General features: G+C 56.5%; 19 protein-coding genes and 1 tRNA gene. 7 read left to right on the plus strand and 13 right to left on the minus strand.

What is annotated here, in order from left to right:
• Positions 1–168: 168 nt before the first annotated feature.
• The 9 genes from J0G10_RS02635 to J0G10_RS02670 all read right to left on the minus strand — a co-directional run bounded on the left by J0G10_RS02635 (position 169) and on the right by J0G10_RS02670 (position 10073).
• Positions 169–1446 (minus strand): ankyrin repeat domain-containing protein, encoded by a 1278-nt coding sequence (locus tag J0G10_RS02635; RefSeq protein ID WP_220557347.1) that lies wholly within the window; start codon positions 1444–1446, stop codon positions 169–171.
• Positions 1447–2373: 927 nt separating this feature from the next.
• Positions 2374–3468, minus strand: coding sequence for a hypothetical protein (locus tag J0G10_RS02640; protein ID WP_220557349.1), 1095 nt, complete (start codon positions 3466–3468; stop codon positions 2374–2376).
• A 560-nt stretch (positions 3469–4028) separates the two neighbouring features.
• The gene (locus J0G10_RS29925; protein ID WP_245398014.1) at positions 4029–4433 is read right to left on the minus strand and encodes a site-specific integrase; all 405 of its coding nucleotides are present in this window, start codon (positions 4431–4433) and stop codon (positions 4029–4031) included.
• Between the two features lie 88 nt (positions 4434–4521).
• A complete protein-coding gene (locus J0G10_RS29930; protein WP_245398015.1) occupies positions 4522–5469 on the minus strand; it encodes a site-specific integrase in 948 nt (315 codons plus the stop codon).
• A 382-nt stretch (positions 5470–5851) separates the two neighbouring features.
• A tRNA-Phe gene (locus J0G10_RS02650) sits at positions 5852–5927 on the minus strand.
• A 104-nt stretch (positions 5928–6031) separates the two neighbouring features.
• A complete protein-coding gene (locus J0G10_RS02655; RefSeq protein WP_016986336.1) occupies positions 6032–6304 on the minus strand; it encodes an oxidative damage protection protein in 273 nt (90 codons plus the stop codon).
• Positions 6301–7368 (minus strand): A/G-specific adenine glycosylase, encoded by a 1068-nt coding sequence (gene mutY, locus J0G10_RS02660; RefSeq protein ID WP_095047158.1) that lies wholly within the window; start codon positions 7366–7368, stop codon positions 6301–6303. Before mutY ends, J0G10_RS02655 begins: the two co-directional genes overlap by 4 nt.
• Positions 7365–9590: an AsmA family protein gene (locus J0G10_RS02665; RefSeq protein ID WP_220557351.1), complete on the minus strand. Its 2226-nt coding sequence runs from the start codon at positions 9588–9590 to the stop codon at positions 7365–7367. The genes mutY and J0G10_RS02665 overlap by 4 nt, the downstream gene beginning before the upstream one ends.
• Before the next feature lie 78 nt (positions 9591–9668).
• Positions 9669–10073: an acetyl-CoA sensor PanZ family protein gene (locus J0G10_RS02670; RefSeq protein WP_093430030.1), complete on the minus strand. Its 405-nt coding sequence runs from the start codon at positions 10071–10073 to the stop codon at positions 9669–9671.
• Between the two features lie 223 nt (positions 10074–10296).
• Between J0G10_RS02670 and J0G10_RS02675 the strand changes: the two genes are divergently transcribed.
• The 6 genes from J0G10_RS02675 (at position 10297) to hisF (ending at position 15284) form a co-directional block, all read left to right on the plus strand.
• Entirely contained in the window at positions 10297–11961 is a 1665-nt protein-coding gene (locus J0G10_RS02675) for an OFA family MFS transporter (RefSeq protein ID WP_095047160.1), read from the plus strand.
• A gap of 270 nt (positions 11962–12231) precedes the next feature.
• Complete coding sequence (gene hisB / locus J0G10_RS02680; RefSeq protein ID WP_007909204.1) at positions 12232–12825, plus strand: imidazoleglycerol-phosphate dehydratase HisB; 594 nt, start codon at positions 12232–12234, stop codon at positions 12823–12825.
• Entirely contained in the window at positions 12825–13463 is a 639-nt protein-coding gene (gene hisH, locus J0G10_RS02685) for an imidazole glycerol phosphate synthase subunit HisH (RefSeq protein WP_007909206.1), read from the plus strand. The genes hisB and hisH overlap by 1 nt, the downstream gene beginning before the upstream one ends.
• A complete protein-coding gene (locus tag J0G10_RS02690) occupies positions 13464–13724 on the plus strand; it encodes a DUF2164 domain-containing protein (protein WP_003220751.1) in 261 nt (86 codons plus the stop codon).
• 42 nt (positions 13725–13766) lie between these two features.
• A complete protein-coding gene (gene hisA / locus J0G10_RS02695; protein ID WP_003220753.1) occupies positions 13767–14504 on the plus strand; it encodes a 1-(5-phosphoribosyl)-5-[(5-phosphoribosylamino)methylideneamino]imidazole-4-carboxamide isomerase in 738 nt (245 codons plus the stop codon).
• A gap of 9 nt (positions 14505–14513) precedes the next feature.
• Positions 14514–15284: an imidazole glycerol phosphate synthase subunit HisF gene (hisF, locus tag J0G10_RS02700; protein ID WP_007897430.1), complete on the plus strand. Its 771-nt coding sequence runs from the start codon at positions 14514–14516 to the stop codon at positions 15282–15284.
• Positions 15285–15337: 53 nt separating this feature from the next.
• Here the strand turns inward: hisF and J0G10_RS02705 are convergent, their stop codons facing one another.
• Positions 15338–16855 (minus strand): S1 family peptidase, encoded by a 1518-nt coding sequence (locus J0G10_RS02705; RefSeq protein ID WP_220557353.1) that lies wholly within the window; start codon positions 16853–16855, stop codon positions 15338–15340.
• Between the two features lie 322 nt (positions 16856–17177).
• Between J0G10_RS02705 and J0G10_RS02710 the strand changes: the two genes are divergently transcribed.
• Positions 17178–17933: a substrate-binding periplasmic protein gene (locus tag J0G10_RS02710; protein ID WP_095047162.1), complete on the plus strand. Its 756-nt coding sequence runs from the start codon at positions 17178–17180 to the stop codon at positions 17931–17933.
• On the opposite strand, the gene J0G10_RS02715 is transcribed toward J0G10_RS02710, so the two are convergent.
• The 3 genes from J0G10_RS02715 to J0G10_RS02725 form a co-directional block, all read right to left on the minus strand.
• Positions 17914–19290 (minus strand): Vps62-related protein, encoded by a 1377-nt coding sequence (locus J0G10_RS02715; RefSeq protein ID WP_220557355.1) that lies wholly within the window; start codon positions 19288–19290, stop codon positions 17914–17916. The two genes, J0G10_RS02710 and J0G10_RS02715, sit on opposite strands and share 20 nt — an antisense overlap.
• A 117-nt stretch (positions 19291–19407) precedes the next feature.
• Positions 19408–20184 carry a divergent polysaccharide deacetylase family protein gene (locus J0G10_RS02720; RefSeq protein ID WP_095047164.1) on the minus strand — a complete coding sequence of 259 codons (777 nt, stop codon included), beginning with the start codon at positions 20182–20184 and terminating at the stop codon, positions 19408–19410.
• A 2-nt stretch (positions 20185–20186) separates the two neighbouring features.
• Positions 20187–21506 carry a S41 family peptidase gene (locus tag J0G10_RS02725; RefSeq protein ID WP_095047165.1) on the minus strand — a complete coding sequence of 440 codons (1320 nt, stop codon included), beginning with the start codon at positions 21504–21506 and terminating at the stop codon, positions 20187–20189.
• Between the last annotated feature and the right edge of the window lie 17 nt (positions 21507–21523).

The raw sequence follows: 21523 nt of genomic DNA on the forward strand, positions 1-21523 counted from the left end.
GGTTTTCGGTATTTGGTGCCCAGAGACGGAATCGAACCGCCGACACGGGCAATCAGTGCCGTAAACCCAGTAAACCCAGGCCTTTGTGGGGGCTGCGAGAGCTCAAGTGTACCCGTGCCAATTGGTCGAGGTTTACATGCCCGCCGGATTCTGCTGCGGGCTATGCTGTTAGGAACTTTCCCTGCTTTTATCGCGAATTCGCTTGCGGAGCAGAGTCGCTGTTTCACCATGACCAGCTTGTTCGGCTACCTCGACGATACTGTGGCCATTCCGATTACAAACGGCTGTGTCGGCGCCCACGTCTACAAGCCTCGCTGCTACATGGCTATGACCGAACGCTGCAGCTGCCATGATTGGACCGCCTGATTCTGGATGTCCTTTTAAGTTAGGGTCTGCTCCTGCCGCCAAAAGGGTATTGACCAAGCTCATGTTTCCATACCTACTTGCAAACATTAACGGAGTGCGCCCATGACTGTTATATACATTCGGGTTTGCTCCTGCTTCTAAAAGCACATGTGCGGCGGTTTCGTGCCCCTGCGCTACCGCGATCATAACGGGCGTCCAACCGAGCTGTCCCATTTCGTCAGGAGATGCCCCCTGTGAAAGTAGTTTTTTAATAAGCTCTACATCTCCGGATTCGCTTGCGGAGTAGAGCGCTGAAGGCTTTGCCTCTGCTTTTTTGTCCCAGCCGCCTACTTGGTATTGGGCATCATGCGTGTCAAAGATTTTTTGTAAGCGCTGCAGGTGTTCCGTGCGATCCCTGTAGCTTCCGTCGCTCAACTTAACCCGATTTGAAAGAAACGCTACTGCTTCTGAAAATACCATCAGCGTAACAGGGATAAGTGCAAAAAATATCCAGCTTGACTGCATGGTTGAACTAAAGAACTGAGAAATCAGCTTGATTATAGGCAACGGTATTATTGATAGAGCAGCAAGCAGAAAGGTGCCCCTGGTTCCATTTGGAATCCTTGGGAGACCGGAGCGTAAGGCTTCTTTTTTCGATCTGATAAAATTCAGGGAGAACATCATAGTGCTTATGCAGCTTCCCATTGCGGCGCTATATATCAAAATTCCTAAAGCAATTGCGTACGAAAAATCATCTGGGATAGCTAATTTAAAATAATGGAAGCCCCAAGATGTCAGTGCTGCAACTGAGATAAGCGCTGCCAGCCCGAAGTCCAACCTGGATGCGGTAGTTTTTCTTCTGGCTGGTGAAGAATTGCACCATTCAATTACCATCCTAAGTAAATTATAAGCTCCTATCAACTCAAGCGCTAAAAGAGCGAGATTTTTGTCTTTTATCGATATTCCTATGACTGGAATGGTCTCTGGCAAAGTGATGGGGGAGTATAGTCCAAGTAGAATAAAGGCGGCTGCAGTTACAGTAACAGTTCGGCATTTAGAATAGTTATCTGTTAGCTGTGGTGGCGGTGTTGAGTCGGTCATTTCTGTGGGCGTCCATTTTTTTGATATATACGGCTTTTAGAGCGCAAGCCTGACTCGAAAGTCTGAGGGAGTTGCTACTTTTTTTAAAAAGCAGTCTCGATGCCTCCAAGGATGTACCAGCAATTCCTTGCGAGCCCAGAGTCTTTAGACATCAAATCCCCGTTACGCCATCTACGCCTTTGGCATACGCCGCGATCTTGAGATCCGTTATGACAGCAGCTTCGGTAGGAGCCTCCTCAACGAAGCTTCGATGGCATCGGGCCGCAGAGACCGATTGAGTCACTTCGGCAGCTTCTGGGAGTGCCTCATAAACACTGACCGTCCGTACTGTCTCTCTCTGATCCCTGGGGCTGCCATATAACTAATCATTGCCCACCTGAAGGTTGGGCGAGTAGCTACTACATCCAGAGACCAGGGTGGATAAAAGCAAAATCCCCCCACGCACGCATACAGCCCGCGCAAAATGCTCCCTTGAATGGCTAAATGATATCAGCAGGTTGGGGTGACTGGAAGCGACTGAGAGATCTTGATGTGTCGGCAGAGCTGGTTTACATCACGGATGCTTGGGGGCCATCAACGACATGCTCTTGGACATGCTCGCAGCGGTCGCCCGGAAGGACTACGAGGATCGTCGCCGTCGCCAAATGTATGGGATTTAAGAAGGCGAAGGAGCAAGGCGCCTACAAGGGGCGTGGGGTCGATCAGGACAGGCACCAGCGCATTCTGGAATGTCTGGGCAAGGGTATGGGTATAAGAGAAGCAGCGCGGGCGAGAGGAGTCAGTACCGCAACAGTGCAGAGAGCAATTAAAATAGGTGCGCGGCGGAGTAAGGTGACTTTGGATGACACCCTCTTCGCATGAGGCCAACAAGTGCGCGGCATTGCTCTAAAGAAAACTCAAGATTATTTGAGGTGGGGTAGCGCCGCGTCAGGACTTTTCGTTTCCTTCGTCTTCGTGTCCTTCTAAAGGGGAGGAACCCAATGTCAAGTTTCCGCTTTGCAGATACGGCCTCAGTCGCTTCAGTCGACGATAATAAGCAAGTAGAACTTTTAGCTGGTGGAATGCATCAATATTTAGGATGGAAAACCTCGCTGTATAATCGTTCCATCCCATTAATCGAAAGAATAGTACAACATACTCTTGCAGACGTTGAATCACAGTTTCAGGAAGATCTATAGTTCTAATTGTGTGTTCGTCGTCGAAACCTGAAATTCGATGCTCTCGGAAATAACTATACACTGTGGAGTAAAACTGCTCCAGAGCTGTAAAATCTGCCTCATTGACCAGCTTGTTAGCTGCAGTTTCAATCCGCTCCGCCAAGTCTGGAAGCAGGTCGAGCCTAATATGGCCGGGTGAGGCGAAGCGCATCTCAACTACTTTTGCGCGGTGAATGGATGGTGTCACAGCATTCAAGCCTGTGAATAGGTTGACCGAGCTCAGCCCTCCCGTCCATCGGCCTCCAAGGCGATCAACGGTTTCCCGGACAGCTTGTCGCTCCAAGTGCTCCAGCCCATAATGGAAAGAGTATAGTTGTTGGTAAATTTTGGGAATGATTGAAATATCGTCTATATATAAATCACCATTCAATCCTAAGAAGTACTCTTCGCTAACTTCTTCCGCAAGTCGCGCTGCATCAGGAGTGGCTATCTCTGGAGTGAGGTAGGAGTCTTCCGTAGGGAGATAACTCTGTGGTAGGGATTCCCAGACAGTTTTAATTAGGCTGCTTCGTCTGGAGGATTTCCCAGTGTTAAATATCATTACCCAGTCAGAGCGCAAATATATTTCTCTGAGAGTGGTTTCCTGTTCCAGATAGTCTCTAAGCGACTTGCGTCCGATAGGAATGATGCACCACCTATTGCTAATCTTGGTGCAATCGACCCAAGAATATAGCAAATCACCGCCTGTCTCGTCTTTGTACAGACTGACTAACGGGCCTTCGAAATCGATTAGATCAGCGTTCCAGCAATGCTTGGACGTGGATCGACCATCTACTTTCTGGCCTTGAATCACTGGATAGCTCATGTGATCTCGCCCAAGTCTGAAAGGCCGTTCCTAACTTGGTTGTCGAGGAAGGGGTGGAAATCAAAATGCCCATATCGGTCTGGGGCCGTGCAAGCTCCGTCGGTCGGAGTGATTCTTACCCGTGCATTGTGGCCGCCAAAAATCTTGTCGGCGTTGGGAATATGTTTTTTTAGGCTTAGAAAAGCGGCTGTGCTTTGTTGTCGAGAGAGGTGCATAGAAAGGCCCCAGCAAGAGCATTTCTCGAGCAGGTCCGTTGCCCTGAGTAATCTTCGAGGGTTTCGTACTGCCTGTGGTTCGAAGCATCGCTCTGTGGCGGGATTCGCAACCCACCTCCAAGCCTCAATGTCAGTATGGACGCTGTTAGGAGGTGGGCATTGATGTCCGCCGTCGCAGAGGGCCGTCAACTCGTTGCTGAAAATGTATGTCATGAATTCCTTTCTGCCCAACATCGTCCAATTGGCATGGCATTATGATTCCATACCAAGGGCCTATTGGGAAGCTGAGCGACCCGCCGTCTATCTGTAGAGTCTTCCCAAGACAGAATCAACTATCGCTCGACTTTAAGATAGCAGCCTTGCAAGGCGTGCGATGCTCGGTAGACGAGTCAATTGCTCCTGCTGGGTCTTCAGCAAATGGCGCTCGCCGTAGCTTCTACTTACAGAGCCATCATCGTGACCGGTGATTGCGTCATGTATTTCCTCTGGGATACCCACTTCGCGGCACATCGTTTTGAAACTGTGGCGAAACCCATGGGAGGGGCTAACAGGCGTCTCAAGTTCGGCAACGTCACGCAGGTACACGCCCCATCGTTTTCCGAAGTTATGTCCGTACCAGCCTGTAGGGTTGGGCTTGAGGGGCGGGAAAAGTTGTCCTGAGGTAGGTAAATAATCGACGTATTTCAAGAAGCCAAGGTCGATGAGGTCTTGATCGATAGCAACCAAGCGATGACTGCCCTTGGTCTTCAAGGTCTGTCGTCATCTGAGCCGTCCTCAGAGATACCTAGAAGGTCCAAGTACCAGATGCCGTCCTCGGACTTGCGGACCTCATTGGCTTTCATCTGGGCAATCTCTTCCCGTCAGCGCCTGTGTAGCAGAGCAGGAGAGGTAGCCATTTCCAAGCTTCACCAAACGATGCCCGAGGAGCGACCCACTGGCCTTTGAATAGCGGGCTGGAGAAAACCTTAATGAGCTCTGCTTGGGTGTAGCCTTTCCGAGTGGCGGTGCGTGATTGCTTGGCGCTCGCTTTTCGTAATGACTTCGTGATGCCCGACGCGACCACTGGGTTCTCGGTGATGTATTCCATCTTCCCTGCGTAGGCTAGGACGGAAGAAAGCCCCATCAGTTTGTTCTTGATCGTGGCGCTACCCAGCAAAGGCAAATCAAGCTGTTTCGCTCGGGCGATCTGCTCGTAGGCGTTGAGCGCTTTAAGGCCTTCACCTCTGGAGGACATCTGACGAAGCAGACCGTAAAACTCTTCAATGGTCTTGCGCTTGATCTGTTTAACCGGGAGGTCACCCAGCAGCTCTACGAATCGAACGATTGTGGTCTGGTATTCGCCAGCGGTCTTTTCAACGTCGCGCTTACCATCGCCCATGTGACGGTGATTACGAGGCCAATGCTCGAAGACTACCGATAAAGTCTCTGCTGGGCTGTCTGGCTTGGCTCTGTCAATGCTCAAAGGGGCTTCGTGAGGCAGCAAAAGGATTGCAGAGTAATTGCCATAGTGGCGCTTGTAGGCAATCTCAGGCAGTTCCAGATGCTGCGCTAAGAATGCCTCTTGGATATATCTGTGGAAAGGCGTATCGGGCAAGGGCATCGGTAAGGAAATCTTCACCAGTTCCTCGGCTATTGTCTGGTCAAGGTTCTGGCGATCACGCAAGGTCAGGCCGTCGGAGCCAAGCAAGGCTTTCGGGCTTCTGTAGCTGAGAAGGTCGCGCAGCGTCTCGTAATCATCATCCCCCGAGCCGACGAGGTATCCCTCAAATCTTCCGGTTGATTCCATATGATCAAGCTCAGCCTTCGCCCATCTCGCGGCGAGCTGAATAGCATCTTGAAGGATAGGGGTGTGAGCGCCGGAAGCTGGAGGCGGATGTTCAGGAAGAACTCTTCCGATTGACCCCATGCAGTTGCAAAACGGGTCTTTGCCTCGCGGGTGTCTTAGGTGCCCAAGGTGCGCTTGTAAGTCTCGCCTGCCTCAGGAAGGAGCGGCTTGATGTCCTTCGGGATACGGCGGCGAATGTAGTAGGTCCCGGTGCGGGGATCTTTCCAAGGTTGTGCCATAAATCCCATCGTGTACCCGCCATGTGTACTCATGCGTGACGGGTTACAGCACTCCAAAAAGTAAAAACCCCCGAGACCTTTCGGAATCAGGGGTTTTCGGTATTTGGTGCCCAGAGACGGAATCGAACCGCCGACACGGGGATTTTCAATCCCCTGCTCTACCGACTGAGCTATCTGGGCAACGGGGCGCATTAAAAGGGTTTTTCGGATTTACGTCAACGACTTTTTTAAAATTTCTTAAATTAATTCCGTCGCTTACGATCCGGCCCCCGATTTTGCAGGGTTTACTCAGCAGGCGGAACGTAGCCTTCGGCCTTGGCGTATTCCTCGCCGGAGAAGTACTTGTCCATTTCGCCCTGAAGATATTTGCGGTCTTCGGCGTTCATCATGTTCAGACGCTTTTCGTTGATCAGCAGGGTTTGGTGTTTCTGCCAGTCAGCCCAGGCCTTGGCCGAGACGTGGTCAAAAATATCCTGACCTTTGGCGCCCGGGAAAGGGGCGCGGTCCAGCGCGGGCAATTCTTCTTTGTACTTGCGGCACATTACGGTGCGGGTCATGGCGACTCTCCTGCATTCAAGACGGCGGCCGCGCGTTCGAGCAAGGTTTTGACCGGGGCGGCGAGGCCCAGGCGCGGCGGGGTGGCGAGGTTATACCAGAGCCAGTCGGCCTCGGCCACGTGATGGGCGGCCTCCTGCACCTGAACCAGCCAGGGTTCGATGGACAGCTGGAAATGGCTGAACGTGTGAACAAGGTTCGGCAGGGCCTGCTGCTCGCCCATGGTCAGCGAGTGCTGATCGGCGAGATGTTGCAGGTCATCGAGGTCGTCGAGCTCCGGCAGGCTCCACAGACCGCCCCACAAACCGCTTGAGGGGCGACGGTAAAGCAGAATCGCGCCGTCGTCGTTGGCCAGCATCGGCATCAGCGTGCGCTTCTGCGGAATGGTTTTGCGCGGCTTGGGAATCGGGTAGCGGGTTTCGAGGCCGAGCATGTGCGCTTCGCAGCCACGTTCCAGCGGACACAGCAGGCAGCTCGGTTTGCTACGCGTGCACAGCGTGGCGCCGAGATCCATCATCGCCTGGGTGTAGGCGTTGACCCGATCGTGCGGCGTAAAGCGTTCAGCGGTGGCCCACAGTTGTTTGGCGACCTTCGGCTCGCCGGGGTAGCCCTCTTGCGCAGTAAAGCGTGCCAGCACGCGTTTGACGTTGCCGTCGAGGATCGGCGCGCGCAGGCCCATGCTGATGCTCGCGATGGCGCCGGCAGTGGACAGACCAATGCCCGGTAGATCCGTAAGCTTTTCAACGTCACGCGGAAACTCGCCAGCGTACTGGCTGACGACGATCTTCGCGGTCTTCTGCAAATTGCGCGCGCGGGTGTAGTAACCCAGCCCGGTCCACAGGTGCAGCACTTCGTCTTCGGGGGCTTCTGCCAGCGCTTCGACCGTCGGCAGCGCGGCCATGAAACGGTCGAAGTAATTGAGCACGGTGCTGACCTGGGTCTGCTGCAACATGATCTCCGACACCCACACCCGATACGGGTTGATGTTCTGCTGCCAAGGCAGATCGTGGCGGCCGTGGCGGTCGAACCAATCCAGCACCGCCGTGGAAAATTGCTCCGCTCTCATCGCTTGAACAGCCCCTTCAATGCGTTTTTCAATTCCGGGCTGACCTTGTCACCGAGTTTTTCGTCGATTTTTTCACTGAGCTTGTCGCCGGCCAGTTTGGTCGCGACCTGACCGAGGCGATCGTTGTCGACGCGGCAGGCCTTGGCGCCCAGCTCCAGCGGACCACGGCAGCGCAGCGGCCATTCGACACCGACGAATTTCTCGCCTACCTGGCACGCAGGATCCGGTATGGCGCTGGTGTCACCCTCGACGATGATGCCGACGCGATAGTCCATGCCGAGCACGCGCAAGTCGATGTCGCCGTCACCGTTGACGGTCATGCCGGGGATGCGCACTTTCAGGTCCGGGTTGCTGGCAATGCCATTGCGGAAAGTCAGGTTGCCCTTGAGTTCCTGGAATGGCGTGTCTTTACCGCGTGGTTCGCCGCTGAGGGTTTTGCGGTTAAGCGTGGCGATGCCTTTGCACAGTTGCTGTTCAAGATTGGCGTTGAGCAGCACGCCGTTGTTAATCACGAAACTGGCGTTGCCGTTAAGCGTATCGATCAGCGCCTGCTGGCTGTTGCCGCTGCCAGTGATATTGCTGGTGAGGGTCACCAGACCTTTGACCGGCGGGTTCTTGCCTTGGCTTTCGAGGATTTTTTCTATAGGCACGCGATTGAGCTTGGTCTGCAGGTTCAGCACAGGCGCGCTCGGGCGTACATCGAGGGTGCCATTGGCGGCGAAACCGCCGTTGTACAGTTCCCCGCTCAGGTTGGTCAGGGTCAGCAAGCCGCTTTGGCCGGTGGCTTTCAGTGCGGCGTTCTGGATCGGCAACTTGTCGAGGGTCAGTTGGCCAAAAGTCAGGTCGGCGTCGACGTCGAGTTTGGCCAGGCGCTCAACCGGTAGCAGGCGCTCGGTGCTCCAGGCGGTTTTGCTCGGTTTGTCCGGCAGCGGCGTGGAGCCGGCACCGGCCATGGCATCGGCTTCGGTGCTGGCGACTTCGGCCTGACGCACTTGCGTGGCGCTGTTGGCTTGTGCCGATTTCGGCGGCAGGTAGCGGTCAGCGTTGAACGTATCGGCCTTGAGAATTGCCCGCAGCGATTGTTTGGCGAAGTCTTCGACGGCGATGCGGCCGCTGAAGCTGCTGTCGTCGAGTTTCAGATTGATATTGTCGAAGGCAATGCTGGTTGGCGTGGCGGCCACGCGGCTGACCAGTTCGACTTTGCTCAGGCTGCCTTCGGCCATGGGCGGGAGTTTCTGGCCGATGCTGTCGACGAATTTCGCCAGATCGAACTGGGCGATGGAGAGGCCGCCAGAGATCTGCGGAGTCTTGTCGAGGTCGTTGGCTTTCAGTTCACCCAGCGCGCGCAACTGGTTGGCGGAGATCTTGATGCCGGTCCACTCGGCGACGTTCGCCGCTTTGTCCAGCGATAACTGGCCCTGAGCTGCGAAGGTCATGGTCTTGCCTTGCAACGGATCGCCGGCCAATTCACCGGAAAGCTTCATATCTTCGAACCTGTAGCGCTGCAGCGCGCGCTCGATGCGCAGCTCGCCAGTGAGCTCGGTACGCACGCGCAGGACCGGCTGGTTGGTGCCGAGGAATGCCGTGGCTTTCACCGGAATATTCGTCGAATCGTGTACCGGGCCGGTGCTCAACTGGATGCTCTCGGCGCTGAATTGCTTGCCGGTCAGCTCGTCGTTGTATTCAACGCGGGCGTTGTTGACGGTCAGGCTGTCGATGTCGAGGCGGATCGGCTGTGGCGGTTTTTCCGGTTGGGCAGGCGCTTCTGCAGTGGCTGCGCTGGCAGGTGCCGGGCTGCCGGCAGGTGCGGCGGCTGTCGGCACCTTGCCGATGTCTTCCCAGTTGCCGTGGCCGTTTTTGTCGCGTTTCAGGCGCAGGTTCAGTCCTTCAACGCGGACATCGCTCATTTGCACTTCGCGGCGCAACAGCGGTAGCACGCGCACGGACAGGCCGAGCATCTGCAAATCGGCATACGGTTCAGTCGGATTGATCAGGGTGGCAACGCTGGCCTCGTGCAGTTCCAGGCCGAGCCACGGGAACAGGCTCCAGCCGATGTCGCCATTGAGCGTCAGCTCGATGTGGGCCTTGTCGCGGGCTATCTGGCGAATCTCGTCTTTGTAATCGTTGGGATCGAAGAGGTGGGTCAGGGCAAAACCTGCCGCCACAATGATCAGCAACAATCCGAGAAGTACCAGACCCAGGATTTTGCCGAACGCTTTCATGGGCGAGTCCTTGTAATTAGTCGAATTCGTAATTTAGCCGGGGAGTATAGCGCTGCAATTGCCCGGTTCGGTGTGGCGTCATGTTGCCAGTACCTCCAGCGGGAGGTGTAACTTCGCTGCAATTGCCAAGGCTTCAGGATGCCCGGCAGGCGCCAGCAGACGCAGTTCAGCCCCCGCTTGCGACGCCATTTTCTGCGCTTGGTTCACCAGCCGTTCAGCAACCCCACGGCGACGGGTAACTTTTCGTACGCATAAATGGGACAAGTACCAAACGTCGTGGTGCCTCTGCAGGCGCGCGGCACCGAGCAAGCGGTCGTTGAAACGCCCGGCAATAAAACTTCCCTCGGCGAGAGTGCGGTCGATCAGATTGTTTTCACCGGAAAACGGCGCAAACAGCCAGTCCGGCGCGTCGCGATAAATCTTCCGCAAATCCTCCTGGTCCTGATAATTGGCGGCGTTCAGCGCTTGTACGACGATTGGCATGGCGTTTTCCTGAGTGATACGAGATCAGACGACAGAAAAAAGGTGATATCAGTTTGGTTTTTCTGTCACGTGCAAATGGTAACCTTCGCCCGTTCGTCCGTCCTTCTGCGACTTAACGTCGCGCCTTCAAGGAGCTTCACCCAAAAAACGGTCATGCCTGCGTGCATAAAGGCCGGGGGTGAACAGTGGCTGGCGAACCATACTAATAATTGGGGGATACACAATGAGCACGAGCATCACGGCGGACGGCCTCAAAGCCGATCAGCCCGCGTTCCTGTCCAAGGAACGCATCATCGCCAAGCCCGGTTTCAACCGTTGGCTAGTCCCACCGGCCGCTCTGGCCATCCACCTGTGCATCGGCATGGCCTACGGCTTCTCGGTGTTCTGGTTGCCGCTGTCCAAGGCGCTGGGGGTGACTGCTCCGGTGGCTTGCGCACCGGACATGAGCTTCATCGCACAAGTGTTCTCGTCGCAATGTGATTGGCCGATCTCGATGCTCGGCTGGATCTACACGCTGTTCTTCATCTTCCTCGGCTGCTCGGCAGCGATCTGGGGTGGCTGGCTGGAGCACGCAGGTCCGCGCAAGGCCGGTGTGGTATCGGCACTGTGCTGGTGCGGCGGTCTGCTGATCTCCGCGTTGGGTATTTATACCCACCAGATCTGGCTGATGTGGCTCGGCTCTGGCGTGATCGGCGGTATCGGTCTGGGCCTTGGCTATATCTCGCCAGTCTCGACCCTGATCAAGTGGTTCCCGGATAAGCGCGGCATGGCTACCGGCATGGCAATCATGGGCTTCGGTGGCGGCGCGATGGTCGGTGCACCGCTGGCAACCGCGCTGATGAGCCACTTCGCTTCGCCAACCGGTGTCGGCGTCTGGCAGAGCTTCGTCGCCATGGCCGCGATCTACTTCGTGTTCATGATCGGTGGTGCTCTGGCTTACCGTGTCCCGCCAACCGGCTGGAAACCTGAAGGCTGGACCGCTCCGGCGAAGAAAGCCTCGAACTCGATGATCACCCACCGTCACGTGCACGTGAATGTGGCGTGGAAAACCCCGCAATTCCGTCTGGTCTGGCTGGTGCTGTGCCTGAACGTGTCTGCCGGCATCGGCATCCTCGGCATGGCTTCGCCACTGCTGCAGGAAGTGTTCGGCGGCAAACTGCTGGGTGTCGATGTGCCGTTTGGTCAGCTCGACGCCGGGCAACTGGCCTCGATCGCTGCGATTGCTGCCGGTTTCACCGGTCTGCTCAGCCTGTTCAACATCGGTGGCCGCTTCTTCTGGGCTTCGTTCTCGGACTACCTGGGCCGCAAAAACACCTACTTCGTGTTCTTCGCCCTGGGTTTTGCCCTGTACGCGCTGATCCCGAACATGGGCCATTTGGGCAACGTTGCGCTGTTCGTGGCGGCGTTCTGCATCATTCTGTCGATGTACGGCGGCGGTTTTGCCACGGTGCCGGCGTATCTGGCCGACCTGTTCGGTACGCAGATGGTCGGTGCGATCCACGGTCGTTTGCTGACCGCTTGGGCTGCGGCCGGCGTGCTCGGTCCGGTGCTGGTGAACTACCTGCGTGAGTATCAGTTGAGCATCGGCGTTGAGCGCGCTGCCGCTTACGACATCACCCTGTACATCCTCGCAGGCCTGCTGGTGCTGGGCTTCCTGTGCAACCTGCTGGTGCGTCCGGTGGCCGACAAGTACTTCATGACTGACGCTGAGCTGGCTGCCGAACAGGCGCTGGGCCACGACAAAGGTGCTGACGCCAGCACCGTTCTGGAGTGGAAAGCGGCGCCGGGCAGCAAGCCGCTGGCAATCGCTGCGTGGCTGGTGGTGGGTATTCCGTTGGCGTGGGGGGTGTGGGTGACCCTGCAGAAGACGGCGGTACTGTTTCACTAAGTTCGTTTCTACCTGATCGTTCCCACGCTCTGCGTGGGAATGCCTCCCGTGGCGCTCTGCGTCACATTCGAAGCGGACGCAGAGCGTCCGGGGCTGCACTCCCACGCAGAGCGTGGGAGCGATCATTGCCCTTTATGGCTTGTATGGACATGTCTACCCGCGACAGCCGGGCATTCTATCCGTCAGCCATCTCACCTCTCGTGTTTCTGTTTGCGCCTCGCGTGCCTATAATGGCTGCCTTTTTCGCCCAATGATTTTGCGGAGCTGGTGATGGCCGAACGTAAGGCGTCTGTCGAGCGCGACACTCTGGAAACCCAGATCAAAGCCTCGATCAACCTTGATGGCACCGGAAAGGCCCGATTCGATATCGGTGTTCCTTTTCTTGAGCACATGCTGGATCAGATCGCCCGTCACGGGTTGATCGACCTGGATATTGAATGCAAGGGCGATCTGCATATCGACGACCACCATACGGTGGAAGACGTCGGTATCACCCTCGGCCAGGCGTTTGCCAAAGCCATCGGCGATAAAAAAGGCATCCGTCGCTACGGTCATGCCTATGTACCGCTCGACGAAGCGCTATCGCGTGTGGTGATCGACTTCTCCGGTCGTCCAGGCCTGCAGATGCATGTGCCGTACACCCGCGCCACCGTGGGCGGCTTCGACGTTGACCTGTTCCAGGAATTCTTCCAGGGCTTCGTCAACCACGCGCTGGTCAGTCTGCACATCGACAACCTGCGTGGCACCAACACCCACCACCAGATCGAAACCGTGTTCAAGGCTTTCGGCCGCGCGCTGCGCATGGCTGTCGAGCTGGATGAGCGCATGGCCGGGCAAATGCCATCGACCAAAGGCGTTCTGTAATGCAGACGGTTGCAGTTATCGATTACGGCATGGGCAATTTGCACTCGGTGGCCAAGGCCCTCGAGCACGTCGGCGCCGGTAAAGTGCTGATCACCAGCGATGCCGCCGTGATTCGCGAAGCTGACCGCGTGGTGTTCCCCGGTGTTGGCGCGATTCGCGACTGCATGGCGGAGATCCGTCGCCTCGGCTTCGATTCACTGGTGCGTGAAGTCAGCCAGGATCGTCCGTTCCTCGGTATCTGTGTCGGCATGCAAGCGTTGCTCGACACCAGTGAAGAGAACGACGGCGTCGACTGCATCGGCCTGTTCCCGGGCGCGGTGAAGTTCTTCGGCAAAGACCTGCATGAAGACGGCGAGCACCTGAAAGTCCCGCACATGGGCTGGAACGAGGTGAAGCAGAAGGTCAGCCACCCGTTGTGGCACGACATTCCGGACATGGCGCGTTTTTACTTCGTGCACAGCTACTACATCGCCGCCGCCAACGCGCGGCAGGTGGTCGGTGGCGGTCACTATGGCGTCGACTTCGCTGCAGCGCTGGCCGACGGCTCGCGCTTCGCCGTGCAGTTCCACCCGGAGAAGAGCCATACCCATGGCCTGCAATTACTGCAGAACTTCGCCGCGTGGGACGGTCGCTGGTAAATGGCTGCCAAGAAATCCAAACCGCCGATCCTGACCCTTACTCCCGAACAGGAGAACGAGGCCAATCGCAAGATTCAGCGGTTCATGGAAGACCGTTTCGAATTGGACCTGGGGTCGTTCGAAGCGGCGGAAATTCTTGAGTTATTTACCCGCGAAATTGCTCCGCACTATTACAACAGGGCGATTTTCGATGTGCAGACCCACCTCAAAGAGCGGTTTGAAAGCATCGAAAGCGACCTGTGGGCGCTCGAGAAAAACTGATTTCCGAGCCAAGCTGAACATTCAAATTTGAAGGTTTGCCAGATGCTGATTATTCCCGCTATCGATCTTAAAGACGGTGCCTGCGTACGTCTGCGCCAGGGCCGCATGGAAGATTCCACAGTGTTCTCCGATGACCCGGTGAGCATGGCTGCCAAGTGGGTGGAGGGCGGTTGCCGCCGTCTGCATCTGGTCGATCTGAATGGCGCGTTCGAAGGCCAGCCAGTCAACGGCGAAGTGGTGACTGCGATTGCCAAGCGCTATCCGACATTGCCGATCCAGATCGGTGGCGGCATTCGTTCGCTGGAAACCATCGAACACTACGTCAAGGCTGGCGTCAGCTACGTGATCATCGGTACCAAAGCCGTTAAAGATCCGGCCTTCGTCGCTGAGGCCTGCCGCGCGTTCCCGGGCAAGATCATCGTCGGTCTGGATGCCAAAGACGGTTTCGTCGCCACCGATGGCTGGGCTGAAATCAGCACCGTGCAGGTCATCGATCTGGCCAAGCAGTTTGAAGCCGACGGCGTCTCCTCGATCGTTTATACCGACATCGCCAAAGACGGCATGATGCAGGGTTGCAACGTGCCGTTCACCGCTGCGCTGGCCGCTGCTACCAAGATCCCGGTGATCGCTTCCGGCGGCATCCACAATCTGGGTGACATCAAGTCGCTGCTCGACGCCAAAGCACCAGGCATCATCGGCGCCATCACCGGCCGGGCGATTTACGAAGGCACCCTCGACGTCGCCGAAGCGCAAGCTTTCTGCGATTCGTACCAAGGCTGAGGACTGACCATGGCGCTGGCCAAACGCATCATCCCTTGCCTGGACGTGGACAACGGCCGGGTCGTCAAAGGTGTGAAGTTCGAAAACATTCGTGACGCCGGTGACCCGGTGGAAATCGCCCGTCGTTATGACGAGCAGGGTGCCGACGAGATTACCTTTCTCGACATCACCGCCAGCGTCGATGGTCGCGACACCACGCTGCATACTGTCGAGCGCATGGCCAGCCAGGTGTTTATCCCGCTGACCGTCGGCGGTGGCGTGCGTACCGTGCAGGACATCCGTAATCTGCTGAATGCCGGCGCGGACAAGGTGTCGATCAACACCGCTGCCGTGTTCAACCCGGAGTTCGTCGGTGAAGCGGCGCAGCATTTCGGCTCGCAGTGCATCGTTGTCGCCATCGACGCGAAGAAAGTCTCCGGCCCGGGCGAAACCCCGCGCTGGGAAATCTTCACCCACGGCGGGCGCAAGCCAACCGGCCTCGACGCGGTCGAGTGGGCGAAGAAAATGGAAGGCCTCGGTGCCGGTGAGATCCTGCTGACCAGCATGGATCAGGACGGCATGAAAAACGGTTTCGACCTCGGCGTGACCCGCGCGATCAGCGATGCGCTGGGCATCCCGGTGATCGCTTCCGGCGGCGTCGGCAATCTGCAGCACTTGGCTGACGGCATTCTCGAGGGCCATGCCAGCGCCGTATTGGCAGCGAGTATTTTCCACTTCGGCGAATACACCGTGCAGGAAGCCAAGGCCTATATGGCGCATCGCGGGATCGTGATGCGTTAGATGGCCATCGGTGCTGTGGCGGACTTCGCGTCGAGCGAGACCCGCCACATGGCTCATTCTGCTATCCGGGATTGCGTAGGGTAAAGCTGATCAGTCCGAACCTCTGAAACACTCAGGTTTCGATCCATCGTGTAACTGCATAGCGTCAATGGCAGCGCCTGAACGGGGGTGTAAAACCCGTCGTCGACTTTGCTGTAGTGCTCAGGATTGATCTCGGAGCAATTGGTTTCTTCTGTCGGGCCCGTGTATATCCGGGTCCAGAGATTGCGATCCGCCTCTTCGCGGTACTTTATAAAAAGATAATCGCCGTCTGGCTCAATGGTGAGTGTCGGCGCGGGTAATTGCATCGGAACGGGAGTTACGACTCTTGCTGCCAGGATTTGGGCGTTTCCAAGAAGTCGGCTATCGGCTTGTTGATCGATTGAGTTCACGCCAATCAAACATAAATAATGCAGTCCGGGTTCTCGGCCAATTTCTGATTGCACTTTTGCGTTGGTTGTACTGATTCGGTCGCTGTAGTGGTCAGGTGAATAACAAGTCTGTGCATCACGAACAGTCTTGAAGCGATAGAACTCGGTACTCATGGAAAAATTGATATCCCATTTTGGCGCTGACTGGTTAGTGTTGTTGGGTGTTTTGTGCAGTCCGATGTCTGTAATGGCTCTTGAGTTTAATCTGAACTGAAAGTTTGAGTTGGGAGTGAGTGCGCAGTTTTCTGTGTCGAGACGGAATGTTCCATTAACGAAACAAGCAGTCAGATAGTCGACAGGAAAACTTTGGCTAGCCTGATGCGGCAATAGAGATTGTGTATTTTTATCTCCACACAGACCATGCCAGAAACACAAGTCATCCGAAGGAATACCGTAAGTAGTGCCGGATAATATGCCGGTCACTTGTCCCGTTTCAGCATCGATCACCGGAGCGCCCGATGAGCCAGGCTCAATTCCTTTGCAGTTCTGCTTTTGGTAGTCGGTGTGAATGTTCAAATACTTGATCAGGGTTGTGTGGGTCGGCTCTTGTGTGCAGGTGGAAAGCCTCAAGCCGGCTGCAGTGGCTGGCGCGCTTACCAGGTTCACCTGACTGACGTTGCGTGGTGCTGCCGCCGCGAGCTTGAGTGGGGTTATTCCGTCTTTCAGCAGGCTGTCCAGTGAGGTGCCTAACTGCAATATAGCGATATCAGTACTGGCGAAACTGGCCCAATTGACCTTGTCGATGTCATAACGCTTGGCGTCCGCGAGTGTGTCATGGAAAAAATTGAACTGTATCTGACCTTGATAAGCAATGTCAGCGATTGTGCCGACTCTGATGGAAGTGCAGTGCGCATTGGTCATTACGTAAGCTGGCCCGTTTGCTTCTTTGCCTGTTTCGCGAGTGTCTAGCAGGAATGCGCTGCAATAAGGTCTATCGTCTTTGAAAATTTTGCCAATGCCGTTCCAGTGATTAAAGTCGCCACCCGCGTTACTTAGCAGAATTGCTTCCGGCGCTTCGGCTGTGGTGCCTGCACAGGAGATCAATGGAAGTGTGAGTGCTATTGCTGAGCACGCAAAAAATATTCGGGCTTTATTAGTCATGATCAATCCTTGACCGTATTTCAGGAATTAATGGAGTAACTGTATTTCGCTGGTGAGTGTAATTCGTTGTGCTGTTCGGTATGTGCAGGCTAATGTGACTAGTTGTGAGTGCTGTTGTCTGCAAGTCAAACATGTGAGGTCGGTGAAGGCCGCAGAAATCTCTGATTCGGCTGAGAACTGTTCTTTCGCATGCTGTTTTTTTGATACGTCAGCACGTGCTGATGCTTTTTAATCGGGTCAGGATCGAAAACCATACAGGCCAGTGGACAGCATGGCGCACCCAAGGCACTCTTGGGCACGCCATGGATTCCGGTAGCCCGACATGATCAAACGCCTGCTTCTTGTTCTCGCCAGTGCATCGATGTTGCTCATCAACACTGCCCGCGCCGAAAACAGTCCCGACACCGATCTGGTGCTCCTTACCGAAAATTTCCCGCCGTATAACATGGCGAAAAACGGCAAGAACTTCGCCCAAGGCGAGAACATCAATGGCATCGCCACCGACATCGTGCGCGAAGTGTTCCAGCGTGCCGGCATCACTTACAGCCTGACCCTGCGCTTTCCTTGGGAGCGCGTCTACAAACTGGCTCTGGAAAATCCCGGTTATGGCGCCTTCGTGATGGCGCGTCTGCCGGACCGCGAAAAGCTCTTCAAATGGGTCGGCCCGATCGGTCCGGATGACTGGATCATGCTGGCCAAGGCTGACAGCAAGATCACCCTCGAAACCCTCAATGATGCGCGCCAGTACAAAATCGGTGCCTACAAGGGTGATGCGATTGCCGAGACACTGACCAAACAAGGTCTGAAGCCGATAGTCGTGCTGCGCGATCAGGACAACGCGAAGAAACTGGTCAATGGTCAGATCGACCTGTGGGCCACCGGTGATCCTGCCGGGCGTTATCTGGCGCGGCAGGACGGTGTCACCGGTCTCAAGACCGTGCTGCGTTTCAACAGTGCAGAACTGTATCTGGCGCTGAACAAGGACGTCTCCGACGAAGTGGTCGCCAAGCTTCAGGCTGCGCTGGATCAGTTGCGCAAAGAAGGCGTGGTGGACGAAATCATGGGGCGGTATCTATAACGACATCCGGGCCCGATGATGGCTGCTCTTTAGCGTTGGCGCCATCGGTGCCAGATATTGTCGGGGTGTCTGTCGTCAGCGGCGGACACGCGCTGGCGAGCTCGACGAACTCCGGCGGATATTGCGTCAGCAGAACGCTTGAATCATCGGTATAACCAAAGTCGACCGCCACTTGAGTACCGTCTTCCCGTACCAACTCGTAATGGCTTTGCATCTGATAAACCGCGACGGATGTTTGCTTCGGCGCCATGGCAATCACCACTTGAGGTCGTAGCTCGTTCCAACCGTTGGAAGACGTTTCAGTGCGGGTCAAACTTTTTGGCAGGCAGGCCGAGAATTTTGTCATGCGGATATCGCTGAGAGGCACGGTCGGCCAGGCTTTGACGATTTCCATGGCGGTAAAACTATGGAACATACGCATTGTCACCGCGTTCTGCAGACGTGGTGCTGTCCATTTAACGGCCCGATACTTGTCCGATTCATTGCGCTCGTGGCCAATGAGCACATATTCGTCAGTTCTCTTCAGTTCGTAGTAAGGCGAATTGCGAAACTGTTCGCCGGGATGAGCATGATCTCGCACTGCGAACCAAGGCAGGCGGGCAATCTGGGTGACGATGGCGGGTTCGTTCACTACGGGCTTCGTGTATCCGGTGAGGGTCGGAATTTGCGGCGATGCGCTGACTTGCAGCGGGATTTGCATGCGCAAGCCATACGCCGTCGAAGGTGCTGCAGGCTTGCTGTAGCCCTGGATGCCCACGAAGGTGCCGGGCGCAAAATGGATGTCGCCTGCGGCGGCAGTCGAAGGTTCGATGCCAAAAGCGCTGAAACTGAGCTTGGCGCCGCTGCCCTTGTCATTCCAGATCAGATCACCGACGTTCGCCGCTATGACCAGGTCGAGCCTGACGCAGCGCACCGAGTTCAACGAAGGTTTGCAGTGATCGTTGGAGCACACGAGCCCCAGAGCGACGTAACCGACGGGTGCCAGAGGTCGCCAGATCGACATGCGAGTGACACTGGGCGCTCCGGTTTCTTTCCAGACCAGTTCAAAATCGGCAGGGCGGGCCAGTGCCTTTCCTTTAGTGCTTAAGGACCCTTCCATATCTTTCTCGCAGACTACTGCTGCGACCATTTCGCCATTGATATTGGCGTCGCCGGGAAAGAGCACGTCGCCCAGCGGAAAGTAGCCCGGCAATGCATCCGGAGCAGGGGTGGGGCGCCAGAATGTGGCGGGTTTGGCTTTTGAGCCGTTAGTGCTCCAGACCCGGTGAAACTCCGTGGTGAAGTTGATCAGCAGATTGTCCTGCATGATCGGTTCCATGGGTATGGGATGCGCTGCGGTGTTGTCTTCAATAGTCATGATGATTCCTGATAGTTGAAAGCGACGCGAGGGCGTAGCGACCTGTTGCAGGTCGCACTATCGGGAATGGGGACGGTTTCCGGGTGGTAACTATGTATGTGCTAGCGTCACAGGGTATTACCGATAAACCCCGTCTTTACCATGACTGGCCATGGCGCGATTGCTGCGCACGCTGATCATCTGTTTGATATCGATCCAGTCGATTCCCTGGCTCTTCAACTTCGGCAGTTCGCGCTCCAGCACTGCCAGTGTCTGCGGATAGGGATGGCCGATCATCACCGCCGAACCCTGCTTGCGCGCCAGGCTGATCGCGGTCTGCAACTGCGTGTAGATCGCTGCCTCAGTGCGCTCGTCATCAAGAAACACGTCCCGCGAGACACTGGCCAGATCGATCTTCTGCGCCTGCTGCGCCGCCACGGTCTGGGCGCTGGTGCGGCTGTCGACGAAGAACTTGTGCCGACGCTGCAGTTCGCCCATCAACCAGGCCATCGCCACCGGTTGCGCAGTCATGCGGCTGCCCATGTGGTTATTGATGCCGGCAGTGTAGGGGACCATTTTGAACGCGGCGTTGAGGCGTTTTTCCAGTTCTTCGATGGGCAGTTCAGGGTGCCATGCATAGGGGCCGGTGGCCGGGTCCATGGGCATGTGCAGGATAACGATCTTGCCGGCGCGATGGGCTTCGCGGGCAAACTCGGTGGCGTGCGGGGTGTCCGGCATGATCGCCGTGGTCACCGGGCCGGGCAGGGCCAGCACGCGGCGATCCCGGGGCAGGTTCTGCCCCAGGTCGTCGATGATCAGTGTCAGATAGGCTTTGTGTGGCTTTGGGCTGGCGGGCTCTGCATGAGCAGCACCCGCCAGACAGCACAACAGAACGAAGAGGAGACGCAAAGACATCCTCAACGGCCGGACGTGATGCTCAGCCCTTTGAGCAGGCTCAGGGCCTGGGCCAATTGGTAATCGTCATCCTGCGGCATCGCCTTGGCCTTGCCGCCGGAACCTGTCGGCTTGTCTGCGCCGCCGTTGCCGTTGCCCAGGTGACCTTGCAGGTCGGCTTCTTTGAAGTAATCGCCATCGGCCTCGTTGGTGATCTTGGCTTTGCGCACTTCGATGTCCGGCACGATGCCCTGTGCCTGAATCGAGCGGCCATTCGGCGTGAAGTACAGCGCGGTGGTAATTTTCAGCGCGCGGTCATTGTTCAGCGGCAGCACGGTTTGCACCGAGCCCTTGCCAAAACTGGTGGTGCCCATGACCACCGCACGTTTCTGATCCTGCAGGGCGCCGGCGACGATTTCCGAAGCCGAGGCACTGCCACCGTTGATCAACACGACCATCGGCACGGCTTCGCTTTCGTCTTTGCCGGTGGCCGAGAAACGCAGTTCGGAATTGGCGATTCGGCCTTTGGTGTAGACGATCAGGCCTTTGGTGATGAAGTGGTCGACCACTTCCACTGCTGCCTGCAACACGCCGCCCGGGTTGTTACGCAGGTCGAGAATGATGCCGTTGAGCTTCTTGCCGTTGTCCTTGCGCAGCTTGGCCAGAGCCTTGGAAACCTCTTCGCCGGTCTTGACCTGGAACTGGGTGATGCGGATGTACGCATAACCGGTTTCCAGCAGCTGCGCCTTGACGCTCTTCACCTGAATCACCGCGCGGGCGAGGGTCACGTCGAACGGCGTGCCGCCGTCGCGTACCAGGGTCAGGGTGATTTTCTGGCCGATCTTGCCGCGCATTTTGTCGACGGCTTCGGTCATGGTCTGGCCGCGCGTCGGCTGGCCGTTGATCTTGACGATGAAGTCGCCGGCCTGAATGCCGGCCTTCGACGCCGGGGTGTCATCGATTGGCGAGACAACTTTGATGAAACCGTCTTCGGCGCCGACTTCGATGCCCAGACCACCGAACTCACCGCTGGTGCTTTCCTGCAGTTCGGTGAAATCTTCAGGGCCGAGGTACGCCGAGTGCGGATCAAGGTTGCTGAGCATGCCCTTGATCGCGTTTTCCAGCAGGGTCTTGTCGTCCACCGGCTCGACGTAAGCGGCTTTGATCCGGTCCATGACCTCGGCAAAGGTGCGCAATTCTTCCAGCGGCAACGGAGCCTTGGAAGTCGCGGCAGTGCCTGCCGGAGCGACGGCCGGGGCCGGTTGAGCGGCGAACGCCAGAGGCGCGCCGATCACCAGGGCGATCGTCAGGGCCAGCGAGGTAAGGCGGGACAAATGCAGCATGTCGAACGAACTCCTGA

This window comes from Pseudomonas germanica (genome assembly GCF_019614655.1).
GTDB lineage: Bacteria > Pseudomonadota > Gammaproteobacteria > Pseudomonadales > Pseudomonadaceae > Aquipseudomonas > Aquipseudomonas neuropathica.